Below are 23,779 nucleotides of genomic sequence, written 5' to 3'. Positions count from 1 at the left end.
CAGATGTCCGATCTGTGCTGGTCAGGCCTTGCCGGGCGTCTGATGGGGCGCTGATACTCGAACTCGGCGAGCGCCTCCGCCCGCCACGACCGCGCCGGTGTGGCCGGTGCGGTCGGCGCACGAGGAGTTCGCCCCGATGACCTACCCGCCCGGTCCCCCGACCCATCCCTCGACGCCCTTCGGTGCGATCCCTCCTCGGCCCCGCAACCGGCAGGCACTCACCCTCGTCCTCGGCGCGATCGTCGTCGTCCTGGCCCTCGTGCTCGCGGCGGGGATCGTCTTCGTGGTGAAGGCCCGCAAAGGGGACATCTACGTACCCGGTCTCACGCTCACCGCGGTCAACGATCCCGGCATCGACCCGTTCACCGATCCGGTCCTCGTCGCCGGGGCGGGGAACCTGCCCGCGAACGTCGCCCTCACGGCGAGTGCCGGGGCACCGGACATGGGCGGCCGGGCGGTCAACGGGACCGAGGCCGGCCTGTACGCGACCGGCGACACCATGGCCTGCGACACCGCGGCACTGAGCAACCGCCTGATGGCCGATCCGGCGACGGCCGCCGCTTGGGCGAGCGTCTTCGGGATCAGCACGGCCGCCATCCCGCACTATCTCAACACCCTCACCCCCGTGGTCCTCACCGCAGACACCTGGGTCACGAACCACACGTTCACGACGGGCCGGGCGGAGCCGTTCCAGTCGGTGCTGCAGCGCGGCACCTCGGTCTACGTCGACGCCGCCGGAGTCCCGCGCGCGATGTGCTCCTGCGGGAACCCGCTGGCGCCGCCTGCCGCGGCACCGCTCGGCGGTTATCGGCTCGAAGGGCAGCCGTGGCCCGGCTACCAGACCCGAGAGGTGACCCGCATCGCCTACAACAACCAGAACGTCACCGCGGTGAACCGCACGACGACGATCGTCCCGGGCACACCTACGCCCGTCGCGAACGCCAACGGCGGGTCGGTCCTGCAGCTGCTGAACTTCCTCACCGGCGAGATCATCCCGCAGACGCTGGGGGGAATCCTCGACCTGTCGGGTCTGCCACCACTCTCCGAACCGCTGCCCACACCGGCATCACTGAACACCCCCTTCACGGCGGCCACCGACGACGACGCCGAACGCAACGGTCTGCTCGAGGCCGGCAACCCGGTCGCCGCCCCGGCCGTCGAGGAACGTGCCGCCGAGGACCACGGGCTGCCGGTGGGCGCACCCGCCTCCGACTCTCCTGCCGACTCGCCCTCGGAAGAGCCGGGCTCGGGCCTTCCGGGTTCCGCGGAGGTACCGGCCCCCGGTTCGGCCGAGAACCCCGCGTCCGAGAACCCCGCCGCACAGAGCCCACCGGAGGCAGCATCCGTCCCGACCTCCTTCAGCGGTGCCGGTGACCTGATCGGCAGCTTCGTCTTCGACGACGCGGGCCTGGCCGTCAGCTGCTCGGTCCCGGCTGGCGCGGCCTCTGGCACCATTGCCCTGACCTGCAGCGACGGCGTGCCGCGATCGGTGAGTGCCGCAGCGCTGCAGCGGGCCGCTGTCCTCGGTGCGACCGACGCGACGGGCGTCTGGACGCTGGCGCTGTCGTCCCGGGCCGTCGTGGTCCGGTCCGCCTCCTGGACCGTCGCGCAGCCGGAGATCCCCCGGTCGGCACCACCGGCGGAGACGTCGACCGAGACGTACGAGGCGCCGCCGCCGGAGGAGACCCACACCGAGACACCCACCACCACAGAGCCGACCACCGAGTACGTCCCGCCACCCGAGGAGCCCTCCCAGGCGCCCGAGTCGCCGGCGGAGGTGCCCTACTCGTCACCGGCCGCATGACAAGGTTCCGCCTCTGACCTGGTACTATGCTTCCGGTCCTGGGAAATCCGTCTGCGTGATCAGCCGGGTGTCCCAGAGCGGGGTACGGTTCGAGCAATCGTTCAGCAATAGGTCTGATCAACCGACCAACAATGTCGCCCCGGTCACCTAACCTGAACCCCGAGACGGGTTCGCGGTCGTTCATGTCTGAGCCGGCTCATCCGGGCTGTCCGTTGACGAACCGACACCGCAGCCACCCGAAAGCACGCTTCACACCCTTGCACTGGGCACTCTCGATCTCAGCGCACGAGAAAGGAAGTCGACATGACGCCCGACTTCACCGTGGACTCGAACATCGATGACGCCTGGCGCACATTCCAGTTGCACGTCGGCGACCGTCTGGCCAACCTCACCCCCGGCTCGACGCTCACCATCCAGCAGGACCCCCTGATCCCCGAAGGCCCGCACGGCAAACTGCGATTCACCCTCACCGGGTCGAACCGTCTGCGCTGCACCATCGACGACACCGATCTGCATCCCACCGAGGAGTACTTCCTCGAGCATCTCGAGATGCTCGCCGACCTCGGCTGGCGTCGGCTGCGCAACAACACCCACATCTACGAGGTGGGCCGACGACGCGTCGACGAACTCGCCCACACCACGGTGGCCACGCTGCGTCGGGTCTGGGAGGTCGTGCACCCGGCCTTCCTCGACCACACCCCGGCCGCGCGCGCCGAACCGCAGATCGAGGTCGCGGTCCAGCCCTTCGACGACGACCACCTCCGGGCGCTGCTCGTCGGCTCGCTCGAGGACCTGACCGGTTGCCGGATCCAGACCGACGCCGACGGCGACATCGCCTTGCCGACCAAACCCGTGTCGTCATGGCTGAGCCCGCGGTCCGACGCCCCCCGGCTCGAGTTCTTCGCCCGCCTGGCCGGCGACATCCCCGATCGCAGGCGCGCCGCCGACATCGTGGCGGCCCAGCCGACGATGGGTTCGGCGGTGCGTGTCCATCTCCTGCAGGACGAGGTCTTCGCAACCCTGACCCTCGAGTGCGCGGTCTTCCACCCCCACAACCTGAGCTCCGCGCTCGCCGAGTGGTTCAGCTTCCTCGCCGACTGCGCACCGAACGTCATCGAGCAGATCACGCAGACTGCGGCGCCGACCCGGCCGGAGACCGACGAGCGCCTTCCGGATGCGCTGCAGACCCTGCTGGAACTCGACCCCGACGGTCGGTCGCTGTCCGCCCACGAGGTCGCCAAGATCTGCCGCTACAACCAGGCCGACATCCTCTCGTTCATCCACACCTGCGAGGAGCAGTACCTCACCTGGCGGCGTTCGGCGGCCGACGCGGTCGCGTCCGCGGACTCGACCGAGGCCGACGCATGCCGGCACGAGGCCGACGCCTGGCGGGCCACGACCCACAATCTGCGCGCCGCGCTCCGGGTCGTCGTACTCTCCGACGACGACGTGCCCGACCGTCGTCCGACGGCCAAGTAGCCGCGAACCGGACACGACTCGTCCACCTGGTGTTCTTCCGGTAGTCCACCCGGAGGATTACGGTCCCGTACACGAGCGCCGTGGTGGTCCGTGCGCTATATCGGTAGTGGGTCTCCTGCGGGCGGCCCCGCCCGGCCTCCCATCGGAGCACTGCATGACCCTCACCACCGACCGCAGCACGCTGACGTTCGCCTTCCCCGAACTGGGACCCGACGCCCGCCTGCATGTCGTCTTCCCGAGGACCCTGCGCGCCATCGATCTTCGCGACCGCACCGGGCTGACCGCCGACACCACGTTGCGGCTCGCGCACGGCTCACCGACCGGAGACGCCGACGCCGTGATCCCGATGTGGCAATCGGAAGCGACCTGGATCGACTTCTCCTCTCCGCATCAGCACCCGTTCCTGGTGATGGTCGGCGTGGACGGGATCAACGCGATCAGCGGGGAGCCGTTCACCGGGACGCCCGACTTCGCCGCCGACGACTACCTCGAGGTGCCGACGCAGCAGACCCTGGCCTCGTACCGAACGCTCTCGGGTGATCACCGGCAGTTCGTCGCCCCGTCGATTCACACCGGTGCGAGACCGGACCCGGGCGGGATTCTGGTGCAGCTGACGGTCATACCGATGCGGGCCGAGGCCTGGGCACGACGCCGCCGCCACACCTCTGCGAGCACCTGCGTCCTCTGCGACATCTCGCGGGCCGAACAGGCACGCGCACAGCCGCGGACCGCGGCGCCTCGGGTCATCGGCCCGCTGGAGTCCGCCGACACCTGGCATCCGACCCGCATGGGTTCGGCGGCCGTCCGGATCGTCAACTCGGTGATGTGGGAGTCGCTGACCGGCGGCTCACCATCCCACTCCCCGCTGACGTGTGCGGACTACATCGACCACCGACTTCCCTGGCACACGAGCTTCGGTGAGACCACCCGGCATTCGACTCCGCTCTAGATCTCACCCGGGTGTCAGGAAGGCGTCGTAATATTCGTGTTCCGCAGGTTCGCCGGCGGCCGCCAGCACGAGGACCCCAGCCCTAAGGAGTGCGAATGTCCCCCGATTTCGATGCCGTCGTCGAGGCGGCATGGCGGGACTTCACCGACACCCTCGCGGGCCGCGTGCCGCAGCTCGTTCCCGGACAGTCGCTGGCGATCGTGGAGGCCGCGGCCGGTGGCTGGCGCAGGCGGATGACGTTCGCCGTCGCCGACGAGGACCGGTTGCGCTGCACCATCTCCGCGGGAGACCTGACGTGGACCGACAAAGACCGGTGGATGCGGCAGGCCACCTACATCGTCGACCGCGGCTGGTGCCGCCTGGAGGGCCGCAGCGCCTTCTGTTACGAGGTGGCCGACGACCGTTTCGGTGACCTCGCCCGCGCCGCCGTGCGAGCGCTGCGCGAGGTGTGGGGAGTCATCCACCCGTCGTTCGTCAGCATCGGCGACCCGTCGTACGCACGGCACCATCTGGCCTCGGGGTCAGCCGACGTGGAGAACACCGACGACGCACCCGGGACCGACGGACACGGCCGCGAGTTCGGGACCCACGCGCTCGACCCCGAGACAACCAACGCCGACACCATCCGCTTCGCCTCGCTGGCACATCCGCTCGACGCCCCGGCCGAGAGCGGCGTCGTGCCGCAGTCCAAAGATCATCTCGTCGAACTGGTCCGCGCGGCGATGGCCGCGGCCGGCCGGCCGGTGGTGATCAGTCCACGCAAGGCCATCTTCCTGCGATCGTCGGGTACGTCATTGCTGCGGCCCACGCGCGATGCCCGCGCGCTGGAGATCGTGACGATCCTCAGTTCCGCGGTGCCGCCACCATCGGTCCTGGGGATGCTGATCTCCGAGTTCTCCCCGCGCTGGCCGGAGATCGCGGTGGTGGTCCGCAACGGTCTCGTCTATGCCCAGCGCCGACTCGACGTGGCGGTGTTCAGTCCCGCCAACCTCGACGCCGCGCTGCGTCGCTGGGACCAGTTCGCCGCCACCGCCCGCGCCGAGATGATCGCCCGGCTCGACGGTGGCAAGAAGTCCACGCACCGGTGCCGTGGCGAACGACTCCCCGGGGTTCTGCTGGCACTGCTGCGCCTCAGCCAGAAGCCGGACAGCACGCTGTCGCCGACCACCGTTCTGATCGCCTGCCGCCGCGATCCCGAGCGCGTGCATGAGTTCTTCGACATCTGCGCCGCCGAGATGCGCGAGTGGATGGACAATCTCGCCTCGGCTCGCAAGGCCGAACTGGGCGAGGAGGAGATCGCCTTCTGCGAAGCGGAGCACCGCGCCTACGCCGAGGTGGCGCAGTTGCTCCTCAGCGCGATGGAGCTGGCCTGACGCTCAGGCGGTCGACGCGTACGACAGGTGCACCACGCCGTTGTCGAAGGACTCCGTCCCCACCAGGGTGAGCGGCAGGTCGGCGAGACCGTCGAAGAGGCGCGCGCCGCTACCGAGAACCACCGGATAGACGAGTAGGTGCAACTCGTCCACCAGCCTGTCGCGCAACAGGGCTCGGACCAGCGTGCCACTGCCGCTGACGTACAGGTCGTGGGAGCTCTTGAGTTCGCGGATCTTATCGGGGTCGTAGCCACCGACGACCTCGGAGTTCTGCCAGCCGGTCGCTTCGTCGAGCGTCGAGGAGACGACGTATTTGGTGGTGTCGTTGAAGAACGGAGCGCCCGGGTCGTCGTCGACGCTCCGTTCCGACCACGCCGGACCGAACATCTCGAACGTGTTGCGACCCAGCAGGATGCCGTCACATGAGCCGGTGATACCGCCCAGCACCTCGCCCATCCGGTCGGTGAACCCGTACGGCATCGTGAAGGCGGGGTTCTCGAAACTACCGTCGAGGGTGATGAATTCGTGGACGTGGATCTTTCCCATCGGGATGCTCCTGTGCTCGCGGTCTGCGTTGTTGTCACGATGTCAGACCCGAGGTCCCACCGGAACTCATCGGCCGCCGGCGGCGGCCGGCGAAACCACCCCGCGCCGGAGGAGGGTCGATTAGGGTTCGGCGCAGCGGGTCCGCGACGAGGCGGGCCCCGGAGGAGGTTCGCGTGGCCACCGTCCACACTGCAGCAGGTCCGATCGATTCCGCCGATCTCGGCAAAGTGCTTGTGCACGAACACGTCTTCATCGTCGGCGAAGAGTTCCGGCAGAACTACCAGGACGACTGGGACGAGGACGCGAAGGTCGCCGAAGCCGTCCGCGATCTGTCCGAGCTGAAGGACCTCGGGATCGACACCATTCTCGATCCCACGGTACTGGGGCTCGGCCGGTACATCCCCCGCATCCAGCGGATCGCCGAGCAGATCGACCTCAACATCGTCGTCGCGACGGGCCTCTACACCTACAACGACATCCCGTTCCAGTTCCACTACGCCGGACCCGGCCTGCTGTTCGACGTCCCCGAACCGCTGGTGGAGATGTTCACCAAGGACCTCACGGAGGGCATCGCCGACACCGGCGTCCGCGCCGCATTCCTCAAGTGCGCCATCGAGGCCGAGGGACTGACACCGGGCGTCGAGCGGGTGATGCGTGCCGTCGGACAAACCAGTGCGCAGACCGGTGCACCCATCACCGTGCACACCAATCCGCACACCCAGTCGGGTCTGGTGGCGCAGAAGGTGCTGGCCGAGGAGGGCGCCGACCTCACCAAGGTGGTCATCGGTCACTCCGGCGACAGCGTCGACCTCGACTATCTGATGCAGATCGCCGACGCCGGCTCGATCCTGGGCATGGACCGCTTCGGTCTCGATCTGCTGTTGCCGTTCGAGGAGCGGGTGAACACGGTCGCCGAACTGTGCAAGCGCGGCTACGCCGACCGCATGGCACTGGCCCACGACGCGTCGTGCTTCATCGACTGGTTCGACCAGGAGGCGAAGAAGCAGGCGGTGCCCAAGTGGAACTATCGCCACATCAGCGAGGACGTGCTGCCTGCGCTGCGTGAACGCGGGGTCGGCGACGCGGACATCACGACGATGCTCGTCGACGTCCCGCGTCGGTACTTCGAGTAGTCGCTGCTAGCGCCGTAGCGAGCGCTGGTAGCGGCGCATCCCGCGCAGCCAGCGGTCGTAGTCGGCGCCCTTCTGCCGGTACATGTCCAGCACCTCGGCGTGCGGGAGGATCAGGAACCGTTCGTCGGCAACGGCTTCCAGCACGATCGCGGCCACCGCACCCGGGGTCAGGACCTCACCGGCGGTCTCGACGGCCTTCTGCATCAGCTTCTGGTCCGTGGTCGCCGAATCGTCTTCGGGTCGCAGCAGCTTGGTGTCGACACCCATCGGGCACAGGCAGCTGACGCGCACACCGTCGTCGCCGTGGGTGATGTTGAGCCACTCGGAGAAGCCGACCGCCGCGTGCTTGGTGACCGAGTACGGTGCGTTGCCGATCTGGGTGAGCAGGCCCGCGGCCGACGCCGTGCTGACGAAGTAACCGCTGCCCCGCTCGACCCACTCGGGCACGAGTCGACGCGCCGCCCGGATGTGGCTGCGCAGGTTGACGTCGAACGCCAGATCCCACATCGCCTCGTCGGTGTCGAGGCCGCCGCCGCGGCCGATGCCCGCGTTCGCGAAGTACATGTCCACGGGCCCGAAGGTGGACTCGGCCAGGCGGACCGCCGCATCGATGTGCTCGTCGCTCGAGGCGTCGCCGGCGAGTGCGACCGCGGACTCGCCGAGGTCGTCGGCAACGCTGTTCGCCGACGCAGCGTCGAGGTCGGTGACCACGACCTTCGCACCCGCCTCCACCAGAGCGTGCGCGAGCGCACCACCGATCCCGCCTCCGCCGCCGGTGACGATTGCAACCTTGCCTGCGACGTCCATGGGATCTCCTTCGATCGGTGAGTCTGGTTAAAGACCTACCAGACCCGCGCGGAAGGCAGGACTCCGCGCTCACCATTTCCGCTACCGCTCACCAGTTGTCGGTGAGCGGGAACGGAACGAGTGAGCGAAACGTGCGGGCCTAGCCGGTCACCTCATCGACGTCGTCCAGGTCTGCCGACGAGGCGCCGGTGATGATGTCGAGGACCCTGGGGTACTCGGGCGCGGTCGAGGTCACCACCGAGCCGTGGTTGCCGCCCGGGAGCAGCACCGCGGTGGCCTCGCCCCCCTGCTTGACGACGGCGTCGACGTATCGGCTCGAGTTTGCCGACGAGACCATGCGGTCGCCGGTGTTGTGCACGGCGACCACCGGCGTCGTGGGATCGATGTTCTGGATGGGGTCGACCATCGCGTACCGCTCCGGGACCTGACGCGGGGTGCCACCCAGGGCGGTGACGATCCGGTCGTCGCCATGCGTTGCGGCATAGACCATGTCGAGAGGCCCGGCGAGCGACACCACGCGCGTGGGTCGGAACACGGGCCGCGCACCGACCTCGTCGTCATCGAGCTTGTGCCGGGTCCCGCCCCACACGGCGAGCTGGGCGCCGGCACTGTGCCCGACGACCAGTTCGTCGTCGGTGGTGATCTGCGGGAACTGCTTGTCCACCACTGCGACATGGTCGAGGGCGCTCGCGACGTCGCGGAACGTCGTCGGCCAGCCGCCGCCGGAGCCCACCCGTCGGTACTCGACGTTGTAGACCGCCATGCCGCGTTCGGCGAGATCACGCGCGAGCGGCTCGAAGATGTCCGCGCCCAACGCGCTCTGCCAGGCACCGCCGTGGATCAGGACGACGAGCGGGATCGAGTCGACCCGCTGCTCCCCCGCCGGGAGGTACAACTCAGCCCAGTTCTGTTCGCTGTCGGCATCGCCGGGCGTCGGGTACTCGAAACGATGGATGGTGACCTCGTCGAGGTATTCGGGCTCCTCGGTCGTGGCCGACGTCCGGGTGTCCACCGGCCCCGAGGCCAACGGGTCGTCGGCAGTACACGCCGACAATCCCAGGCCTGCGGCGAGGGCGATACCCAGAAAGCGAAGTGGGACAGGCGACCAGCGGGATCGCCCGCGCACTGCCGAGGTCAACGAAGGCAACAATTCTGTGCCTGCCTTTCTGGCCACGAGGCCACTACGCATTCTGCCGAATAGAGTAAAGCGACAGTAAAGGTGGGGTATTCAATTGGGGTTCCGACGCGGAAAGCGAACGGCCACGGTGCCGATCGTCATCTCCGTTCTTTCCGTTTTGATCGCCGGTTGCGCCACTTCGGCGAATTCGGCCGTCCCTCAGCCGATACCGAGCGTCAGCACCACGTTGTCGCCGGCTCCGCCCCCACCACCGACGCGCCTGGCGTCGAATGTCCCGATGAAGCGGCTCGCACCGGGCGAGAAGCCGCCGCAGTTCATCCTGTTCTCGTTCGACGGGGTCGGGGTGTCGGAGAACTGGGATCTGTTCTTGCGCACCGCAGCCGAATCCGACGCGAGATTCACCGCGATGATGACCGGGCTCTACTTCCTCACCGACGCCAGGAGACGTCACTACCGCGGTCCCGGTTACCAACCCGGCGAGGCGGCGATCGCGTTCGGTGGATCCAAGGAGGACGTGATCGAGGAGATCACCTATCTCAACCGGACCTGGTACAACGGCCATGAGATGGCCACCCATTTCGTCGGCCATTTCTGCGCGGGCACAAGGAATCCGGGGAAGTCGTGGACCAGTGCCGAATGGCGCCATGAACTGGCGCAGTTCTTCCGGCTCATGACCCAGTGGCGTCAACTCAACGGAATCCGCACCGGACCCGATCTCGCTTTCGGCCCGGAGGCGGTGAAAGGCACTCGGACACAGTGTCTCGAGGGGTCGATGAAGGCACTCTTCCCCGCGTTGCGCGCCTTCGACATGATATGGGACTCCTCGATGCCGGCGTCGCGGCCGGGCATCTACTGGCCGACGAAGATCAACGGCATCTGGGAGTTCCCGGTCCCCTACGTGTGGTCGCCGGCGCTCCAGCAACGGCAGACCGCGCTCGACTACAACTTCTGGTACAGCGTCAACAAGGCGACCGACCGCCCCGCGGACCGGAAGCGCATCGCCAAGGTCGTCACGAGCACTTACGACTACATGCTGCGCCGTGCCTACGAGGGCAACCGTGCGCCCCTGGTCATCGCCAATCACCTGAACACCTGGAACGCCAACGCCTTCAACCCGGCGACCGCCGCCTTCATGCGTCGCGCGTGCACCAGGCCGGACGTCATCTGCGCCACCCATCAGGACGTCATCGCCTGGATGGAGTTGCAGGACCCCGCCGTCTTGAAGAAGTGGCGGTCGATGGCCCCCGTCGCCGTCGACGCACATCGCTAGAACTCTTCCCCCGCCAGCTCACCCGACGATGGGATCACCTGATCGACAGCGGCACCGACGTCGTCGACCCGCCGGCGCGCACCGTGGCGGACAACGGGTTCCAGCCGGTCCAGATGCTGACCGGGATGTCGGCCTTCGCACCCGGACGCAGGGTGATCGGCATGCTGGTGACCGCGTTGCGGTCGATGAAGGTGTCGCTGCGCTCGACGGCGACCTGGAACTTCTGCGCACGCCCCTCGCTGTGCACGCTCACCCCGGTCGGCGTCGCACCGACGGAGACCGACGACCCCGGCCCGATCACGAGCTGGGAGGTGTCGGTGGACACCGACCGCAGCGAGTCCTCGGTCGCCACTTCGAACTCCGCGGACGTCGGAGCAGACGAGGTCACCCGTACCGCATGACGCGCCGGGTCGATGTCCAGGGCAGCGACAGCACCGGACGGCACCTCGAGATCACCGACCGCGACCGCGCCACCCGCGCTCAGGACGGTCGTGTTGATGTCGGCGGTCCGGCCTGCCTCGACACCGTCGACGACGATGCGGAACCGCTTGCCGGCCGGCACGGTGAATCGTGCGGTGTTGTCGTTGTTGAGCAGAAGTTGCTGGTCGACACCAGGAATCGGCTTGCCGGACAGATCGGTGACCCGGACGTCCCAGTCGACGTCGCCCACACCTCGCGCGGTGCCGTTGGTGTCGCTGACCAGGACAACGGTGTCATCGGAGCGCAGGTCCGGATCCTGGTGACGCGCCAGCGCCTCGGCCAGCGGGACGAGCACCATCTTGTTCGTCGGCGAGCCCTGGTACAGCATGGTCGGCTCCGACGGGTTGGTCGCCGTCGAGTAGTACCAGGTGTCCGCGGCGGGATCGACCACCACCATCTTCTCGACACCTGGGAAGTTGTTGTCATACACCACGATTCCATGTTTTCCGCCGCCGAGATCGCGTAGGGCGACGGGGGTGATCGCATGCCCGGCCGTCGGCTCCTCGCTGTCGAAGATGGCGAGGATGTAGTTGTCGTCGCGCGCCCACGCGGTGCGCAGCTTCGACAAGGCCTGCGGCGCTGTGACCGCGGAGGCCGCGAGGTCCGTGGGCGGGAAGCCCTGGGTGATGAACAACCGGGCGATCAGTTCGTCGAGCGGCCCCGACGCCGGCATGCTGTAGACGCTCTGTCCTGGCAGCGCCAGCGGGAACTGGCTCAGCCGCTTCGTGTTGTACAGGCCGGCCAGCGCCGCCATGCCGTAGCAATGACCGCCCCTCATCGACGCGTTGAATTCCGCCATCACGAGTTCGGCGACGGTGGTCGGCGAACAGATGCCGAGCACGATCCGGGCGCACACCTCGTCGCCGAAGACCGCGCGCATGCCCTCGGTGGTGAGGCCGCGCCGATGCAGCGCGTCGTTCGGTCCCCAGTTCTCGAACGAGAAACCGTCCCGCTTGACGTCGAAGCCGGAGTGCGCGACGACCTTGCCGGCCTTCGGGTTCACGACGGGTGCGGCACCGGCGGTGTCCGCTCCCGCAGTGAGGAATGCTGCAGCTGCTGCGGCGGCGAGACCCGCAGCCGAAAAACGGACTGACCAGCGAGAACGGGACCCGGTGTTGCGCATTGCAAAACAGTAGCGGACAAATCGGGCCCTACGATCTCTTCCGCCCGATATCGCCTGACCAGACGATCAAGATGTCACGGATTTGCCCAGCCGTACCCGAGTTCCGTCAGCAGGCCCGGCGGGCGAGCGTTCGACGAGCGACCCGCGCGACCGCTTCGTCGATCAGACGCCCGGCGCTGTCCGTGGCTGCGGCACCTCCAGCAGCATCGAACGCCGCGAGTACGTCGTGAGCCGAGCTGATCTCGGCGTCGGTCGGTGCCACCCCCGCGCGAGCGGGTTCGATCTGACGCGGGTGGATACATGCGCGACCCAGGAACCCGAGTCCGGTCAGTTGTCGGGTCTCCATTCGAAACGATTCGGGTTCGTCGATCACCGGCGACGCGGCCCCGAGCGGAGGCCGGAGACGTGCCGCGGCCGAGGCGGCGACCACTTGCGACCGCGCCCAGAGAAGTTCGTTCCCGACAACCGATGTCACTCCGAGATCCGCGGCGAGGTCGACCTCGCCGATCTGAAGGAACTCGACCCGTGGTCCGGCAGCGATCGCCGCCGCGTTGCACAGCCCGGCGCCGCTTTCGATCAACGGCGATACGGGGGTCCGTGGGCGGTCCGACTGTTCTTCGAGGTCGGCCAACAATTGATCGACGCGTTCGAGAGTCGCGACGTCCTCGCATTTGGGCAACCAGATCCCGTCCGCACCGGCCTGGACCGCCATGGCGAGGTCATCGATCAACTCGGACCCGGGATTGACCCGGACCCACACCGGCACCGCGGGGTCGCGGTCTGCGAGCCAGGACCCCACCGCGATGCGTGCGGCGTCCTTCTCCGCGACGGGAACCGCGTCCTCGAGATCCAACACGACGGCGTCGGCTCCCGAGGCGGTTGCCTTGTCGAATCGCTCCGGCCGGTCACCGGGAACGTAGAGATAGATCAGCTCGCTGCTCGCCGAACCCGCGGTCATCCGACGGTGACGCTGCCGTTGACGAGGGCCTTGGCGATGACCGTCCTCATGATGTCGTTCGTCCCTTCACCGATCGACATCAGCGGGGCATCCCGGTAATAGCGTTCGACGTTGAACTCGGTCGAGTAGCCGTATCCACCGTGGATGCGCATCGCCTCGAGACTCGCGGTGATCGCCGTCTCCGACGCGAAGTACTTGGCCATGCCGGCTTCACCGTCGACGCGTGCACCCGAATCCGCCTTGGCGGCGGCCCAATACGTCATCAGCCGGGCGGCCTGCAACTGGGTGGCGATGTCGGCGAGCTTGAGCTGGATCGCCTGGAAGTCGGAGATCGGCTTGCCGAAGGCGGTGCGCTGGCGTGAGTAGTCGAGGGCCGCGTCGTACGACGCCTGCGCGATGCCGACGCTGCGGCCGGCGATGTTGAGCCGCCCGATCTCCAACCCGGACAACGCCTGCTGCATGCCGCGTCCCTCCACCCCGCCGAGCAACGTCGATGCGGGCACCCGCACCTCGTCGAGGAAGATCTCGCAGGACTCGGTGCCCTTGTAACCGAGCTTGCCCAGATCGCGCTGGACCTCGAATCCGGGGGTGGTGGTGTCGACGAGCAGGATGCTCATGCCCTTGTGCGCGGGCGATGTCGACGGGTCGGTCTTGACCAGCACCGGCAGCACATTTGCGTGGCGCGCGTTGGTGATCCAGGTCTTGGTGCCGCGGATGACATAGTCGTCGCCATCGCGCGTGGCGGTCGTCTTGATGCCCTGCAGATCGGTGCCTGCACCTGGCTCGGTCAGGCCGATGCCGGTACGGCATTCACCGCTCGCCAAGCGGGGCAGCCACTGCTGCTTCTGTTCCTCGGTGCCGTGCCGGGCGATCATCCAGCATGCCAGGTTGTGGCTGCCGAGGATGCCGGCGATCCCCATCCAACCGCGCGCGAGCTCCTCGTAGACGAGGGTGAACGAGACCATGTCGAGCGCGAGCCCGCCGTACTCCTCGGGGGTGGTGATCCCGAACAAGCCCATGTCCCGGAGCCGAGCGACGATCTCGGTGGGATAGCGGCCCGTGCGTTCCCATTCGTTGGCGACCGGGATGATCTCCTTGTCGACCAACTGCCGGAGCGCCGCCCGGAAGTCGCGCTGTTCTTCGGTGAAGCTGAAATCCATTGGCTGATCCTTGTCTTGGCTGGGTCCGATCGCCAGGGCACTCTTCGGACCGGTGATCGGTGATGACGATGTGTACGTCGACGGTCAGCCGACGACGGTCACAGCGAGCGAGGTGATCGACTTGACGGACGGGGCGCCGGCCAGGCCGAGGACGGCCTCGACCAGGGCGTCCACCGCGTCGCCGGCACCGGTGTTGCCCCGGAACTTCTCCGCCACCGCCGCATCGTCCATCGGTTGGCCCGAAGTCCCTCGGCTGCAGGGAACCTCGCCGACGAGTCGGGTGGAGTCGGCGAGGGTGATGACCGCCCGACCGGCAGCGTCGGCGGCCGGACGGTCATCGGGCACGGGGACGATCTCGACGAGTGCGGCGGTGGTCGCCACCTCGGGACGGGCGATCGACTCTGCTCCGTAGGTGTCGACGGTGACCGCACCGTCGTGGACGAGAGCGGCGACGCTCCACGGCAGGTCGAACTTCGCGTCGTAGATGCTTCGGGGACTGCGGGTGCCGGTTCCCGGCCCGCACACGATGTCCACGCTGTCGGGGTGGACATCGACGGCGATGGAGGTGATCTGCGACGACACCTCGACACCATGTCGCTCAGCATCGGCCAGCGCACGGGCCACCGCGTCGAGCGAGGCATGCATGAGTTGGCAGCTCGGGTACGGCTTGATCCCGATGTTCGAGCTCTCCCAACGGGTTCCGAGGTCCGCGACGATCGATTCGGGATCGACGTCGCGGTCGGCCAGCGCGCGATACAGCCCGCGCCGACCCTCCAGCACCGATTCGGGTCCGCTCGCACCTTCGCGCGCGAGACGCGCGGCGAGAACCCCGCTGAACCCCGCGTTGCCCGGGTGCAGGATCTTGGTGTTCGCGCCGGTGTCGAGGAACTCCAGCAGTCCGCCCGACGACGATGCGGCGATGCCGATCGCATCGGTGAGGCGGTCCGCCCCTTCGCCGTAGAGCAATCCCGCAGCGACCGCCCCCGCGAGCGGGCCGACGACCGCGGTCGCGTGGAGGCCGCGGGCATGGAATCCGTGGGGTGCGGCGGCACCGAGACGACAGGCGACCTCGAGCCCGGCGACCAGAGCGGTGACGGCCTCGGCACCCGAGGCTCCGACCTCCTCGGCGACCGCGAGAACAGCCGGGGCGACGACGGTCGTGGGGTGCACGAGAGCACCGGCGTGGGTGTCGTCGAAGTCGAGCGCATGCATCAGGACGCCGTTGGCAAAGGCCGCGGCGGGAGCCGAGATGGCCTCGGAGTCACCGAGCGGGTGTGCCTGTGCCGGACCGCCGAGTCCGCGGGCCACGGCCAGCCCGGGGCCGCCCTGACCGCGGCGCCGGGCACCGATCGCATTCCCGACGCCGTCGAGCAGATGACGGAGCGCCGCCCGACGCGTCTCCTCGGGGATCGCTTCGATTGTCAGGCCGGCGGCCCACTCCGCGAGTCGGCGGGCGGTCATGGCGTCGCCTGCCCGATCGCCCCGAACGCACCGTCGTCGACCAGGCCCTTGATGTCCTCAGTGCTGTAACCGAGCAATCCCATCACCTCGTCGAAATTCTCGTTGCGGCGCGGTGCCCGACGATACTCGGCCGGTTCGTCACCGAATCGGACCGGCGAGGTGACCTGGCGTACCTCGCCCCACACCTCGTGCTCGGTGCTGGCGATCAGGCCGCGCGCCAGGGTGTGCTCTTCGGTCAGCGCCTGCTCGACGTCGTTGATCGGGCCGGTGGGAACCCCGGCCTCGGTCAGGAGCGAGACCCAGTGCTCGACCGTCGCCTCGGCGAACCGCTTCTCCAGCACGGGCAGCAGTTCGTCCTTGTTCTCTCCACGGGCGGTGAAGTCGGTGAACCGCGGGTCCTCGAGCAGCTCGGGCAACCCGATGGTCTCGGCCAATCGCACCCAGAACTTCTCCTTGGCGCAGCCGACGACGAACCAACCGTCGGAGGCTTCGAAGGCCTGGAAGGGCACCAGAGACGGGTGCGCCGAGTTCTTGGTGCGTGCCGGCCGGTATCCGGCGTTGAGGTGCCAGGCAGCCGGGTAGGTGAGCATCGAGATCGCGGTGTCGTAGAGCGACACGTCGCAGTCGCCGCCGATACCGTCACGTCGCGCGGCGTGCAGGCCGGACATCAGACTGAGTGCCGCGACGTACCCGCCGCAGAAATCGACAAGGGACAGACCGGATTTGGTGGGTGGTCCGTCGGGGTCACCGGTCAGGTCCATCCATCCGGCCAGGCCCTGCAGGATGTAGTCGTACCCGGGTTGTTTCGCACGCGGACCGGTCATGCCGAATCCGGTGAGGCTGCAGCACACGATGGCGGGATTGAGGTGTTTGAGGTCGTCGTAGGTGATCTTGATCTTCGCCGGCACGTCGCCACGCAGGTTCGAGTACACCGCGTCGCTGGTTCGCACGAGATCTTCGAAAACCCTGCGGCCGCCTGGTGTACCGAGATCGAGCGACAGGCTGCGCTTGTTGCGGTTGAAGGTCTCGAAGAACAGCGAGTCCTCACCCTTGTTGTACGGCGGGACATATCGTCCGACGTCGCCGCCGGACTTCGGTTCCTCGATCTTGATCACGTCGGCGCCCAGATCGGCGAGGTGCACGCTGCCGAACGGCCCCGCGCCGTATTGCTCGACCGCGATGATGCGGACGTCTGCGAGCGGCCTCACCGCGTGGCCTCGATCGAATCGGACTCGGCCGCTTCGAGTTCGGCGAGGGAAGGCCCCTTGACCTCCGGGAAGTAGTTCTGCCCGATTCCGCTCTCGCGGGTGGCGACCATGACCGAACGCTTCCAGGACACGACGACATCGCCGTCCTGGTTCACCCCACGGGTGGTCATCGACACGATGCCGGCGTACGGCCGCGACTTCGACTGCCGCAGACCGGTACAGATGCTCTCGGCGTAGATGGTGTCGCCGACATAGACGGGATGCTGGAGCCTGACGTCGGTGAACTGCAGGTTCGCGACCGCGTTCTGGCTCATGTCGATGACCGAGAGTCCGAGCACCAACGCAATGGTCAGACCCGAGTTCACGATCACCTTGCCGTCGGTGATCGGATTCGTCCGGGCGAGGTGTTCGTTGAAGTGGTTCTGGTTGGTGTTCATCGTCAGGCACGTGATCCACGCGTTGTCGGTGTCGGTGATCGTGCGGCCCATCGGGTGCTGGTAGACGTCGCCCACGACGTAGTCCTCGAAGAAACGTCCGAGCGTGGCGGGATGGGTGGTCAATGGTCCTCCTGAGGGGGTGCGGCGTCCCGAAGATGTAGCGCCGTGACGCGGACCACCATAAACATCTGATCTTTTGACCGTCAAGGCCGCGCCGCTCCTGGATGTTTGACGAATTTCGTCTCTAGGGTTGCCGAAACAATCGGAGGTATTGCAAGATGCACTCGAGCGGACTTATGGCTCAGATCACTTCTGTCACCGGCTGATCGCATCGATCCGGCGGCGGCGTGACGGCTTTGGAATAGGAAGCGAGTTTCGATGAAACGAATCGGCGTGGATGTGGGCGGCACGTTCACCGACCTGGTCCTGTGGGACGACGACGGGACGGTGACGGTGCACAAGACGCCGTCGACGAACCACGATCCCTCGATCGGCACAATGGACGGGATCGAGGTGCTCGCCCAGCGCGCAGGCATCGACGTCGCCGACATCGAGATGTTCTTCCACGGGACCACCGTGGCGACCAACATCGTCCTCGAGCACAACGGCAGCGACGTCGGCATGATCACCACCGACGGGTTCCGCGATCTCCTGCACATCGCGCGCAAGAAGCGTCCGCTGAACTACTCCAACTACCAGGATCTGCCGTGGCAGAAGTGGCAGCTGGTGCCGCGCCGCAATCGGCGCACGGTGCCGGAACGCATGGACGCCGCAGGCAACGTGCTGACCCCGCTCGACGAGGACGCGGTCCGGCGTGAGGTCGCTCTTCTCCGCGAGCGCGGGGTCGAGGCGATCGCCGTCGCGTTCCTGCACGCCTACCGGAATCCCACCCATGAGCAGCGGGTCCGGGAGATCATCGCCGAGGAGTACCCCGGCGTGTTCATCTCCCTCTCGAGCGACGTCGCCTCGCAGTACCGCGAGTACGAACGCTTCTCCACCACCGCCCTCAACGCCTTCGTCGGCCCCAAGACCTCCCGCTACATCGAGAACCTGGCCGGGAAGGCCAAGGCCGCACAGGTCGGCGAGGACGTCCACCTGATGACCTCGGCCGGAGGTCTCGTCACGTCGCGGAGCGCGAGCGAGGTCCCGGTATCGCTGCTGACCAGCGGTGTCGTCGCCGGACTTCTCGGCGGCTGCTTCATCGGCAAGGCCTCGGGCTACCCGAGCGTCATCACCCTCGACGTGGGCGGCACCTCGGCCGACATCGGCGTCGCACCGGACGGCAAGCTCCGGATGAAGCACCTGCTCGACACGCGGATCGGTGACTATCACGCGATGGTCCCGATGGCCGAGGTCGACACGATCGGTGCCGGCGGCGGATCGATTGCCAGCATCGACGAGGGCGGCATGTTCCGCGTCGGGCCGCGCAGCGCCGGCGCCATGCCGGGACCCGCCTGCTACAACCGCGGCGGCACCGAACCCACCTCCACCGACGCCATGGTGGTCATGGGATGGCTCGGAGCCGACAGCTTCCTGTCCGGAACCATGGAGGTCAAGCCGGAGCTGGCGACCGAGGCGGTCAAGACCCACATCGCCGACAAACTCGGTGCCGATCTCGAGCATGCCGCCATGGGCATCTTCCAGATCCTCGCCCACTCGATGACCGAGGCCATCTCCCTGCACTCCGTGCGCAAGGGCTATGACCCGCGCGAGTTCTCACTGGTCGCCGAGGGTGGCGCCGGGCCGCTGTACGCATGGCAGATCGCCGAGCATCTCGGCATTCCGCGCGTCATCGTCCCCGGCCATCCCGGTATCACCTCGGCGGTCGGCCTGCTGACCACCGACGTGCGGTACGAGGTCCCCACGACGGTCTGGACCTCCTCGGCCGAGCCCGATCTCGAACTGCTCCGACGCGAGATGGATCGACTCGCCGACCAGGCCGTCGCCCAGCTACGTGCCGACGGCATCGCCGAGGAGGACATCACCCTCGAGCGCAGCGTCGACTGCCGTTATGTCGGACAGGGTTACGAGCTGCGCGTGCCTGCCCCCGCCGGCGAGATCACCGCCGAATGGGTCGAGCAGACCGCGGCCACCTTCCACGAGGTGCACGGCCGCACCTACTCTCAGCGCTTCGACGACAAGCCGGTGCAGCTCGTCAACATCCGGGTGACCGGTGTGGGCGCGGTCGAGCACATCCGCATCTCGGAGATCGAGAAGGGCGACGCCGACGCGTCGGGTGCGATCAAGACCACCACCCAGGCGCTGTTCTGGAAGAACGACTCCGCCGATCCCGAGTGGGTCGACACCCCGATCTACGACCGCGCATTGTTCAAGGCGGGCAACACGTTCGAAGGGCCGGCGATCGTTCAGCAGTTCGATTCGACGACGATCGTCGGCATCGGACAGAAGGCCACGGTCGACGCCGTCGGTCACATCATCATCGAGAGGAGCGCCTGACATGGCGAAGACCCTGATGCCCACGGACGGCGTCTCCCTTGCGGCCGAGGCGAACAGGACCTGGGACACCGTCGAGGTGGACCCGATCACCCTGCGCGTCATCGGCGGCGCCCTCAACTCGATGGCCAAGGAGATGGCGCAGGTCCTCTACCGCATGGCCTACTCGAGCCTGATCCGCGAATCCGAGGACCTCGGCGCCGGAATCTTCGACGTCAACGGTCGCGAACTCTGCGAATCGGATTCGACCCCGATGCACTGCGGTTCCATCCCCGCCTACATCCGCGGCGTGAACCGGCGTCTCGCCGGCACCTACAAGCCGGGTGACGTGATCCTCCACAACCACCCGTACCACGGTGCGGCCCACTCCCCCGATTACGGCGTGATCATCCCGATCTTCTGGGAAGGCGAGCACATCGGGTTCGCCGGCTGCACCGGTCACGTCTCCGACATCGGCGGCAACTTCCCCGGCTTGTGCATGGACGTCGTCGACGTCTGGGCCGAGGGCAAGCTGATGGATTCGATGAAGATCTACGACGGCGGCGTCCGCAACGACATGCTGATCCAGCACATCCTGGACAACGTGCGCACCCCGGAACAGAACCGCGGCGATCTCGAGGCCCTCATCGCCTGCTCGCGCATCGGCGAGAAGCGCTTCATCGAGCTGCTCGAGAAGTACGGCCTCAACGTCGTCATGAGCGCCGCCGACCGGTGGATGGACTACTCGGAGGAGATGCTGCGCAGCCGCATCCGGGCGATCCCCAACGGAAGCTACGAGGCACCCATCGGCTATCTCGACGACGACGGCAAGAACCGCGGAGTGCCGTTGAAGGTCGCGGTGCGTGTGCAGGTCGAGGACGAGGACGTGCTCATCGACCTCACCGGTTCCAACGACCAGGTGCCCACTGCGTTCAACGTGCCCTTCGAGGGTTCGGTGCTCCCGGTCGCCGTCAGCGCCATCCGCACCATCCTCCTCGACGAGCACCTCACCGAGGAGTTCGTACCGCAGAACGACGGGTGTTTCCGTCCGGTGCGGGCGTACGCACCCGAGGGCACGATCTTCAACCCGGATTTCCCGGCGTCGTGCTTCGCGCGGTTCTCCCAGGTCAACCGCATCTTCGACTCGATCAACCTGGCCCTTGCACCGGTCCTGCCCGAACGGGCGATCGCCGGGTCGTCGGCCGCGCTGTGCGCTATCGCCTACTCCGGTCTCGCCGAGGACGGCGAATCGTACTGGGTGTACATCGAGATCAACGAGGGTTCCTATGGCGCACGTAACGGCAAGGACGGCATGGACGCCGTCGACGCCCTGATGGCCAACACCCGCAACAACCCGATCGAGGAACTCGAACTCAACCACGCCATGCGCGCGGAACGCTACGAGCTCCGCGACGAGTCCCCGGCCCCCGGGCAGTGGCGAGGCGGCATCGGAAGCGTGCGCACCTGGTACATGGAGACCGACACCTTCCTGGGCTCGGAGGCCGACAACCGCACCGATCCGCCGGCCGGCGCACTCGGTGGCGGCGACGGCGCGTCGGGATCGTTCATCCGGAACCCCGGTACGCCGGAGGAAGAGGTGCTGTTCTCCAAGGTCACCCAGGAGGTCATCCACGCCGGTGACCGGCTGGAGATCCGCATGCCCTCGGGTGGCGGTTTCGGCGACCCGTTCCTGCGTGATCCGTTCGCTGTGCTGTCCGACGTGTGGGACGAGTACCTCACCGCCGAGGAAGCACGCCAGGACTACGGTGTCGTCGTGAACACCGACACCTGGACCGTCGACGCAGAGGCAACCGAGCAGCTGCGCGGATCCCGGGTGGCATCCTGACCAGTCCGTTCGAAGGGGCCGGCCAGACCGCCGGCCCCTTCGGCACGTCTCGGACACCCTCTGACGACGTGGTTGCCGTCGCCGACCGCCTGAACACGGTCATCTCGTGGGTCCCCGTCGGGCTCGGTGTCGATCCGAGTGGTGCGCAGGGCCCACTGAACGGTGTCCGGATCGGGGTCAAGGACAACATCGAGGTCGCGGGCGTGCGGTCGACCTGCGGGTCGGCATATTTCGCCGATCGGGTGGCCGATCGGGATGCCACCTGCGTCGCGGCACTCAAGCGCGCCGGGGCAACCATCACCTCCACGCTGAACCTCGCCGAATTCGCCGTGGGTGTCACGAGCCAGAACTCGGCGTCGGGCGGTCCGGTGAACCCCTGGGACGCCGACCGGGTACCCGGCGGTTCCAGTGGTGGTTCCGGCGTCGCGGTGGCAGCCGGTGTCGTCGACGTGGCACTCGGCACCGACACCGGCGGTTCCATCAGACTCCCCGCGGCCTGCTGCGGGGTCACCGGTCTCCGACCGTCGACCGGAATCCTGGACATGTCCGGAATCTTTCCGGTCAGTGCGGATTTCGACACCGTTGGGCCGCTCGCGCGGACGGCCCGACAGGTACGTGAGACGTTCGCGGTGCTCACCGGCTCGGACATGGCAGGTGTGGGTGCCGACTCCCTGAGGGTCGCTGTCCCACGGCCGTTCGTGACCGCCGACGTCGACCCGGCCATCGTCGACGCCGTCGACAGTACCGTCGAGCTGCTCCGACGGTTGGGGCACCGGGTCGTGGAACACCCTGTGCCGCACAGCGAGTCAGCACAGGATGTGGTCTACACCCTGATCTATTCGGATCTGGCGCGGACGCACGCCGAACGACTGCGCGATGAACCGACCCGGTTCCAGCAGGCCACCCGCGAACGAATCGCCCTGGGATTGACCATCTCCGACGAGCAGCGAGCCGCTGCACTGCGGCAGCGAGACCTGTTCCGGGCGGCGATGACCGACCTGTTCGGAGAGATCGACGTCGTGCTCACCCCGGCGATGCCGGTGGATGTGCCGCGGCTCGGTGTCGGTGAAGCCGTGGTGACCCAGGCGCGCCGGATGGGGCAGCTGACCTATCCGTGGTCGCTGCACGACGGCCCGACCCTCGCTCTCCCGGTCGGGGTGCATCCATCCGGTATGCCGATCGGTGCACAACTGACCGCTGCGCGCCTACACGAGGGAGCTCTCCTCGCGTTGGCCGAACAGATCCAGGCGCACAGTGAGTGGCACCTGCGGGTCCCGCCCGTCCGCGTCAGCTCTGACGTCTGAGCAGGTCCATCTGCTTGTAGACGTCGCCGAGATGGTCGAGGTGCCGGCGCATGAGGGTCATCGCCGTCATCGAATCCCGGCGCTCCACCGCGTCGAGGAGCGCGCGGTGGTCTTCGTCCACGCATCGCCAGAACCCTTCCGGCGCAACATCGCGACTGAATCGGCTGCCGATGACGCGGAACACCGGGACAGTGATGAGGTCGAGCAGAGGGTTGTCCGCCGCGCGCAGCAGGATGCGGTGGAATTCCTGATTGCTCGCGTAGACCTCGGGACCGATTCCGGCGTCGGGATCGAAGATGGTGGCGCGCAACTCTTCCAGGTGCGCCTCGGTGTGACGGTAGGCGGCAACGCCGGCGGCGGGCACCTCGGTGAGCTGCCGGACCTCCATGAGCTGGTCGACGGTCACCCCTTCGGCCGCCGCGAGGAGCGTCACTCCCGCCTCGAGGTGCGCGCTCAGTTGACCGATGTCGGGTTTGGCGACGAACGTACCCCCGGTCACCCCGCGGGTGGTGTGGACCAGGTTCTCGCTGGCGAGGGTCCGGATGGCCTCTCGGACCGTGCTCTGTCCGACGCCGAACTCGGCGCGGAGCTCGATGTCCGGGGGCAGACGAGTACCAGGGGTCAGCTCACCGGCGAGGATGCGTACCCGAAGCGCGTCGGCCACGATCTCGTACGCCGGGCGTCGTCCGGACTTGTTCGATCCGGGCTGATTCGCTTCTGTCACAACATGATCCGATCTACATGGGTTCGCTCTAAACTACCAGATCAAGGCGAAGACCACGGCAGAGCGAGGTGATCGCGGACACTGGTCACCTGTCCTCTACCAACCCCCTGGCATGTCTGCGGTAAGAAGTATCGGTGCTCCGAATG

19 protein-coding genes are annotated in these 23,779 nt (G+C 67.5%); 9 read left to right on the top strand and 10 right to left on the bottom strand.

Going from position 1 to position 23,779, the window contains the following annotated elements:
• Positions 1-136 precede the first annotated feature (136 nt).
• From LQD00_RS17865 to LQD00_RS17850, 4 genes are all read left to right on the top strand, one after another.
• Entirely contained in the window at positions 137-1,804 is a 1,668-nt protein-coding gene (locus tag LQD00_RS17865; protein ID WP_232718459.1) for a DUF6777 domain-containing protein, read from the top strand.
• Between the two features lie 303 nt (positions 1,805-2,107).
• On the top strand, positions 2,108-3,283 hold the full coding sequence (locus tag LQD00_RS17860) for a TY-Chap domain-containing protein (protein ID WP_232718458.1): 1,176 nt from the start codon (positions 2,108-2,110) through the stop codon (positions 3,281-3,283).
• 154 nt (positions 3,284-3,437) lie between these two features.
• Entirely contained in the window at positions 3,438-4,232 is a 795-nt protein-coding gene (locus LQD00_RS17855; RefSeq protein WP_232718457.1) for a hypothetical protein, read from the top strand.
• Positions 4,233-4,327: 95 nt separating this feature from the next.
• Positions 4,328-5,605, top strand: coding sequence for a TY-Chap domain-containing protein (locus LQD00_RS17850; RefSeq protein ID WP_232718456.1), 1,278 nt, complete (start codon positions 4,328-4,330; stop codon positions 5,603-5,605).
• Positions 5,606-5,608: 3 nt separating this feature from the next.
• On the opposite strand, the gene LQD00_RS17845 is transcribed toward LQD00_RS17850, so the two are convergent.
• Complete coding sequence (locus LQD00_RS17845; protein WP_127962004.1) at positions 5,609-6,151, bottom strand: dihydrofolate reductase family protein; 543 nt, start codon at positions 6,149-6,151, stop codon at positions 5,609-5,611.
• A 173-nt stretch (positions 6,152-6,324) separates the two neighbouring features.
• On the opposite strand from LQD00_RS17845, the gene LQD00_RS17840 reads away from it, so the two are divergent.
• Entirely contained in the window at positions 6,325-7,284 is a 960-nt protein-coding gene (locus LQD00_RS17840; protein ID WP_232718455.1) for a phosphotriesterase family protein, read from the top strand.
• 6 nt (positions 7,285-7,290) lie between these two features.
• Here the strand turns inward: LQD00_RS17840 and LQD00_RS17835 are convergent, their stop codons facing one another.
• Together LQD00_RS17835 and LQD00_RS17830 are read right to left on the bottom strand one after the other, a co-directional pair.
• On the bottom strand, positions 7,291-8,091 hold the full coding sequence (locus LQD00_RS17835; protein WP_232718454.1) for an SDR family oxidoreductase: 801 nt from the start codon (positions 8,089-8,091) through the stop codon (positions 7,291-7,293).
• A gap of 139 nt (positions 8,092-8,230) precedes the next feature.
• Entirely contained in the window at positions 8,231-9,103 is an 873-nt protein-coding gene (locus LQD00_RS17830; protein ID WP_232718453.1) for an alpha/beta hydrolase family protein, read from the bottom strand.
• Between the two features lie 220 nt (positions 9,104-9,323).
• Here LQD00_RS17830 and LQD00_RS17825 point away from each other — a divergent pair, with 220 nt between their 5' ends.
• Positions 9,324-10,499 carry a polysaccharide deacetylase family protein gene (locus LQD00_RS17825; protein WP_232718452.1) on the top strand — a complete coding sequence of 392 codons (1,176 nt, stop codon included), beginning with the start codon at positions 9,324-9,326 and terminating at the stop codon, positions 10,497-10,499.
• 34 nt (positions 10,500-10,533) lie between these two features.
• On the opposite strand, the gene LQD00_RS17820 is transcribed toward LQD00_RS17825, so the two are convergent.
• The 6 genes from LQD00_RS17820 to LQD00_RS17795 all read right to left on the bottom strand — a co-directional run bounded on the left by LQD00_RS17820 (position 10,534) and on the right by LQD00_RS17795 (position 17,449).
• Positions 10,534-12,102, bottom strand: coding sequence for a hypothetical protein (locus LQD00_RS17820; protein ID WP_232718451.1), 1,569 nt, complete (start codon positions 12,100-12,102; stop codon positions 10,534-10,536).
• 106 nt (positions 12,103-12,208) lie between these two features.
• Entirely contained in the window at positions 12,209-13,060 is an 852-nt protein-coding gene (locus tag LQD00_RS17815; protein ID WP_232718450.1) for an HpcH/HpaI aldolase/citrate lyase family protein, read from the bottom strand.
• Positions 13,057-14,220 carry an acyl-CoA dehydrogenase family protein gene (locus LQD00_RS17810; protein ID WP_232718449.1) on the bottom strand — a complete coding sequence of 388 codons (1,164 nt, stop codon included), beginning with the start codon at positions 14,218-14,220 and terminating at the stop codon, positions 13,057-13,059. The genes LQD00_RS17815 and LQD00_RS17810 overlap by 4 nt, the downstream gene beginning before the upstream one ends.
• 84 nt (positions 14,221-14,304) lie before the next feature.
• Entirely contained in the window at positions 14,305-15,681 is a 1,377-nt protein-coding gene (locus LQD00_RS17805) for an MmgE/PrpD family protein (protein ID WP_232718448.1), read from the bottom strand.
• On the bottom strand, positions 15,678-16,889 hold the full coding sequence (locus LQD00_RS17800; RefSeq protein WP_232718447.1) for a CaiB/BaiF CoA transferase family protein: 1,212 nt from the start codon (positions 16,887-16,889) through the stop codon (positions 15,678-15,680). Before LQD00_RS17800 ends, LQD00_RS17805 begins: the two co-directional genes overlap by 4 nt.
• A complete protein-coding gene (locus LQD00_RS17795; RefSeq protein WP_006868423.1) occupies positions 16,886-17,449 on the bottom strand; it encodes a MaoC family dehydratase in 564 nt (187 codons plus the stop codon). The genes LQD00_RS17800 and LQD00_RS17795 overlap by 4 nt, the downstream gene beginning before the upstream one ends.
• A gap of 255 nt (positions 17,450-17,704) precedes the next feature.
• Between LQD00_RS17795 and LQD00_RS17790 the strand changes: the two genes are divergently transcribed.
• The 3 genes from LQD00_RS17790 (at position 17,705) to LQD00_RS17780 (ending at position 22,909) form a co-directional block, all read left to right on the top strand.
• Positions 17,705-19,783, top strand: a complete 2,079-nt coding sequence (locus tag LQD00_RS17790; protein ID WP_232718446.1) for a hydantoinase/oxoprolinase family protein — start codon at positions 17,705-17,707, stop codon at positions 19,781-19,783.
• Position 19,784: 1 nt separating this feature from the next.
• Positions 19,785-21,605 (top strand): hydantoinase B/oxoprolinase family protein, encoded by a 1,821-nt coding sequence (locus LQD00_RS17785; protein ID WP_232718445.1) that lies wholly within the window; start codon positions 19,785-19,787, stop codon positions 21,603-21,605.
• 89 nt (positions 21,606-21,694) lie between these two features.
• Positions 21,695-22,909 carry an amidase gene (locus tag LQD00_RS17780; protein WP_269785169.1) on the top strand — a complete coding sequence of 405 codons (1,215 nt, stop codon included), beginning with the start codon at positions 21,695-21,697 and terminating at the stop codon, positions 22,907-22,909.
• Here the strand turns inward: LQD00_RS17780 and LQD00_RS17775 are convergent.
• Positions 22,893-23,633, bottom strand: coding sequence for a FadR/GntR family transcriptional regulator (locus LQD00_RS17775; RefSeq protein ID WP_232718443.1), 741 nt, complete (start codon positions 23,631-23,633; stop codon positions 22,893-22,895). The two genes, LQD00_RS17780 and LQD00_RS17775, sit on opposite strands and share 17 nt — an antisense overlap.
• Positions 23,634-23,779 lie beyond the last annotated feature (146 nt).

Origin of the sequence: Gordonia metallireducens (assembly GCF_021245825.1) — a bacterium.
Lineage (GTDB): Bacteria > Actinomycetota > Actinomycetes > Mycobacteriales > Mycobacteriaceae > Gordonia > Gordonia namibiensis.
This window is presented reverse-complemented; position numbering and strand designations above follow the sequence as displayed.

Bases quoted from the DNA above. Each gene is read 5' to 3' on its own strand.
- LQD00_RS17865 (WP_232718459.1), top strand. From the start codon at position 137: ATGACCTACCCGCCCGGTCCCCCGACCCATCCCTCGACGCCCTTCGGT.
- LQD00_RS17860 (WP_232718458.1), top strand. From the start codon at position 2,108: ATGACGCCCGACTTCACCGTGGACTCGAACATCGATGACGCCTGGCGC.
- LQD00_RS17855 (WP_232718457.1), top strand. From the start codon at position 3,438: ATGACCCTCACCACCGACCGCAGCACGCTGACGTTCGCCTTCCCCGAA.
- LQD00_RS17850 (WP_232718456.1), top strand. From the start codon at position 4,328: ATGTCCCCCGATTTCGATGCCGTCGTCGAGGCGGCATGGCGGGACTTC.
- LQD00_RS17845 (WP_127962004.1), bottom strand. From the start codon at position 6,151: ATGGGAAAGATCCACGTCCACGAATTCATCACCCTCGACGGTAGTTTC.
- LQD00_RS17835 (WP_232718454.1), bottom strand. From the start codon at position 8,091: ATGGACGTCGCAGGCAAGGTTGCAATCGTCACCGGCGGCGGAGGCGGG.
- LQD00_RS17820 (WP_232718451.1), bottom strand. From the start codon at position 12,102: ATGCGCAACACCGGGTCCCGTTCTCGCTGGTCAGTCCGTTTTTCGGCT.
- LQD00_RS17815 (WP_232718450.1), bottom strand. From the start codon at position 13,060: ATGACCGCGGGTTCGGCGAGCAGCGAGCTGATCTATCTCTACGTTCCC.
- LQD00_RS17810 (WP_232718449.1), bottom strand. From the start codon at position 14,220: ATGGATTTCAGCTTCACCGAAGAACAGCGCGACTTCCGGGCGGCGCTC.
- LQD00_RS17805 (WP_232718448.1), bottom strand. From the start codon at position 15,681: ATGACCGCCCGCCGACTCGCGGAGTGGGCCGCCGGCCTGACAATCGAA.
- LQD00_RS17790 (WP_232718446.1), top strand. From the start codon at position 17,705: ATGAAACGAATCGGCGTGGATGTGGGCGGCACGTTCACCGACCTGGTC.
- LQD00_RS17785 (WP_232718445.1), top strand. From the start codon at position 19,785: ATGGCGAAGACCCTGATGCCCACGGACGGCGTCTCCCTTGCGGCCGAG.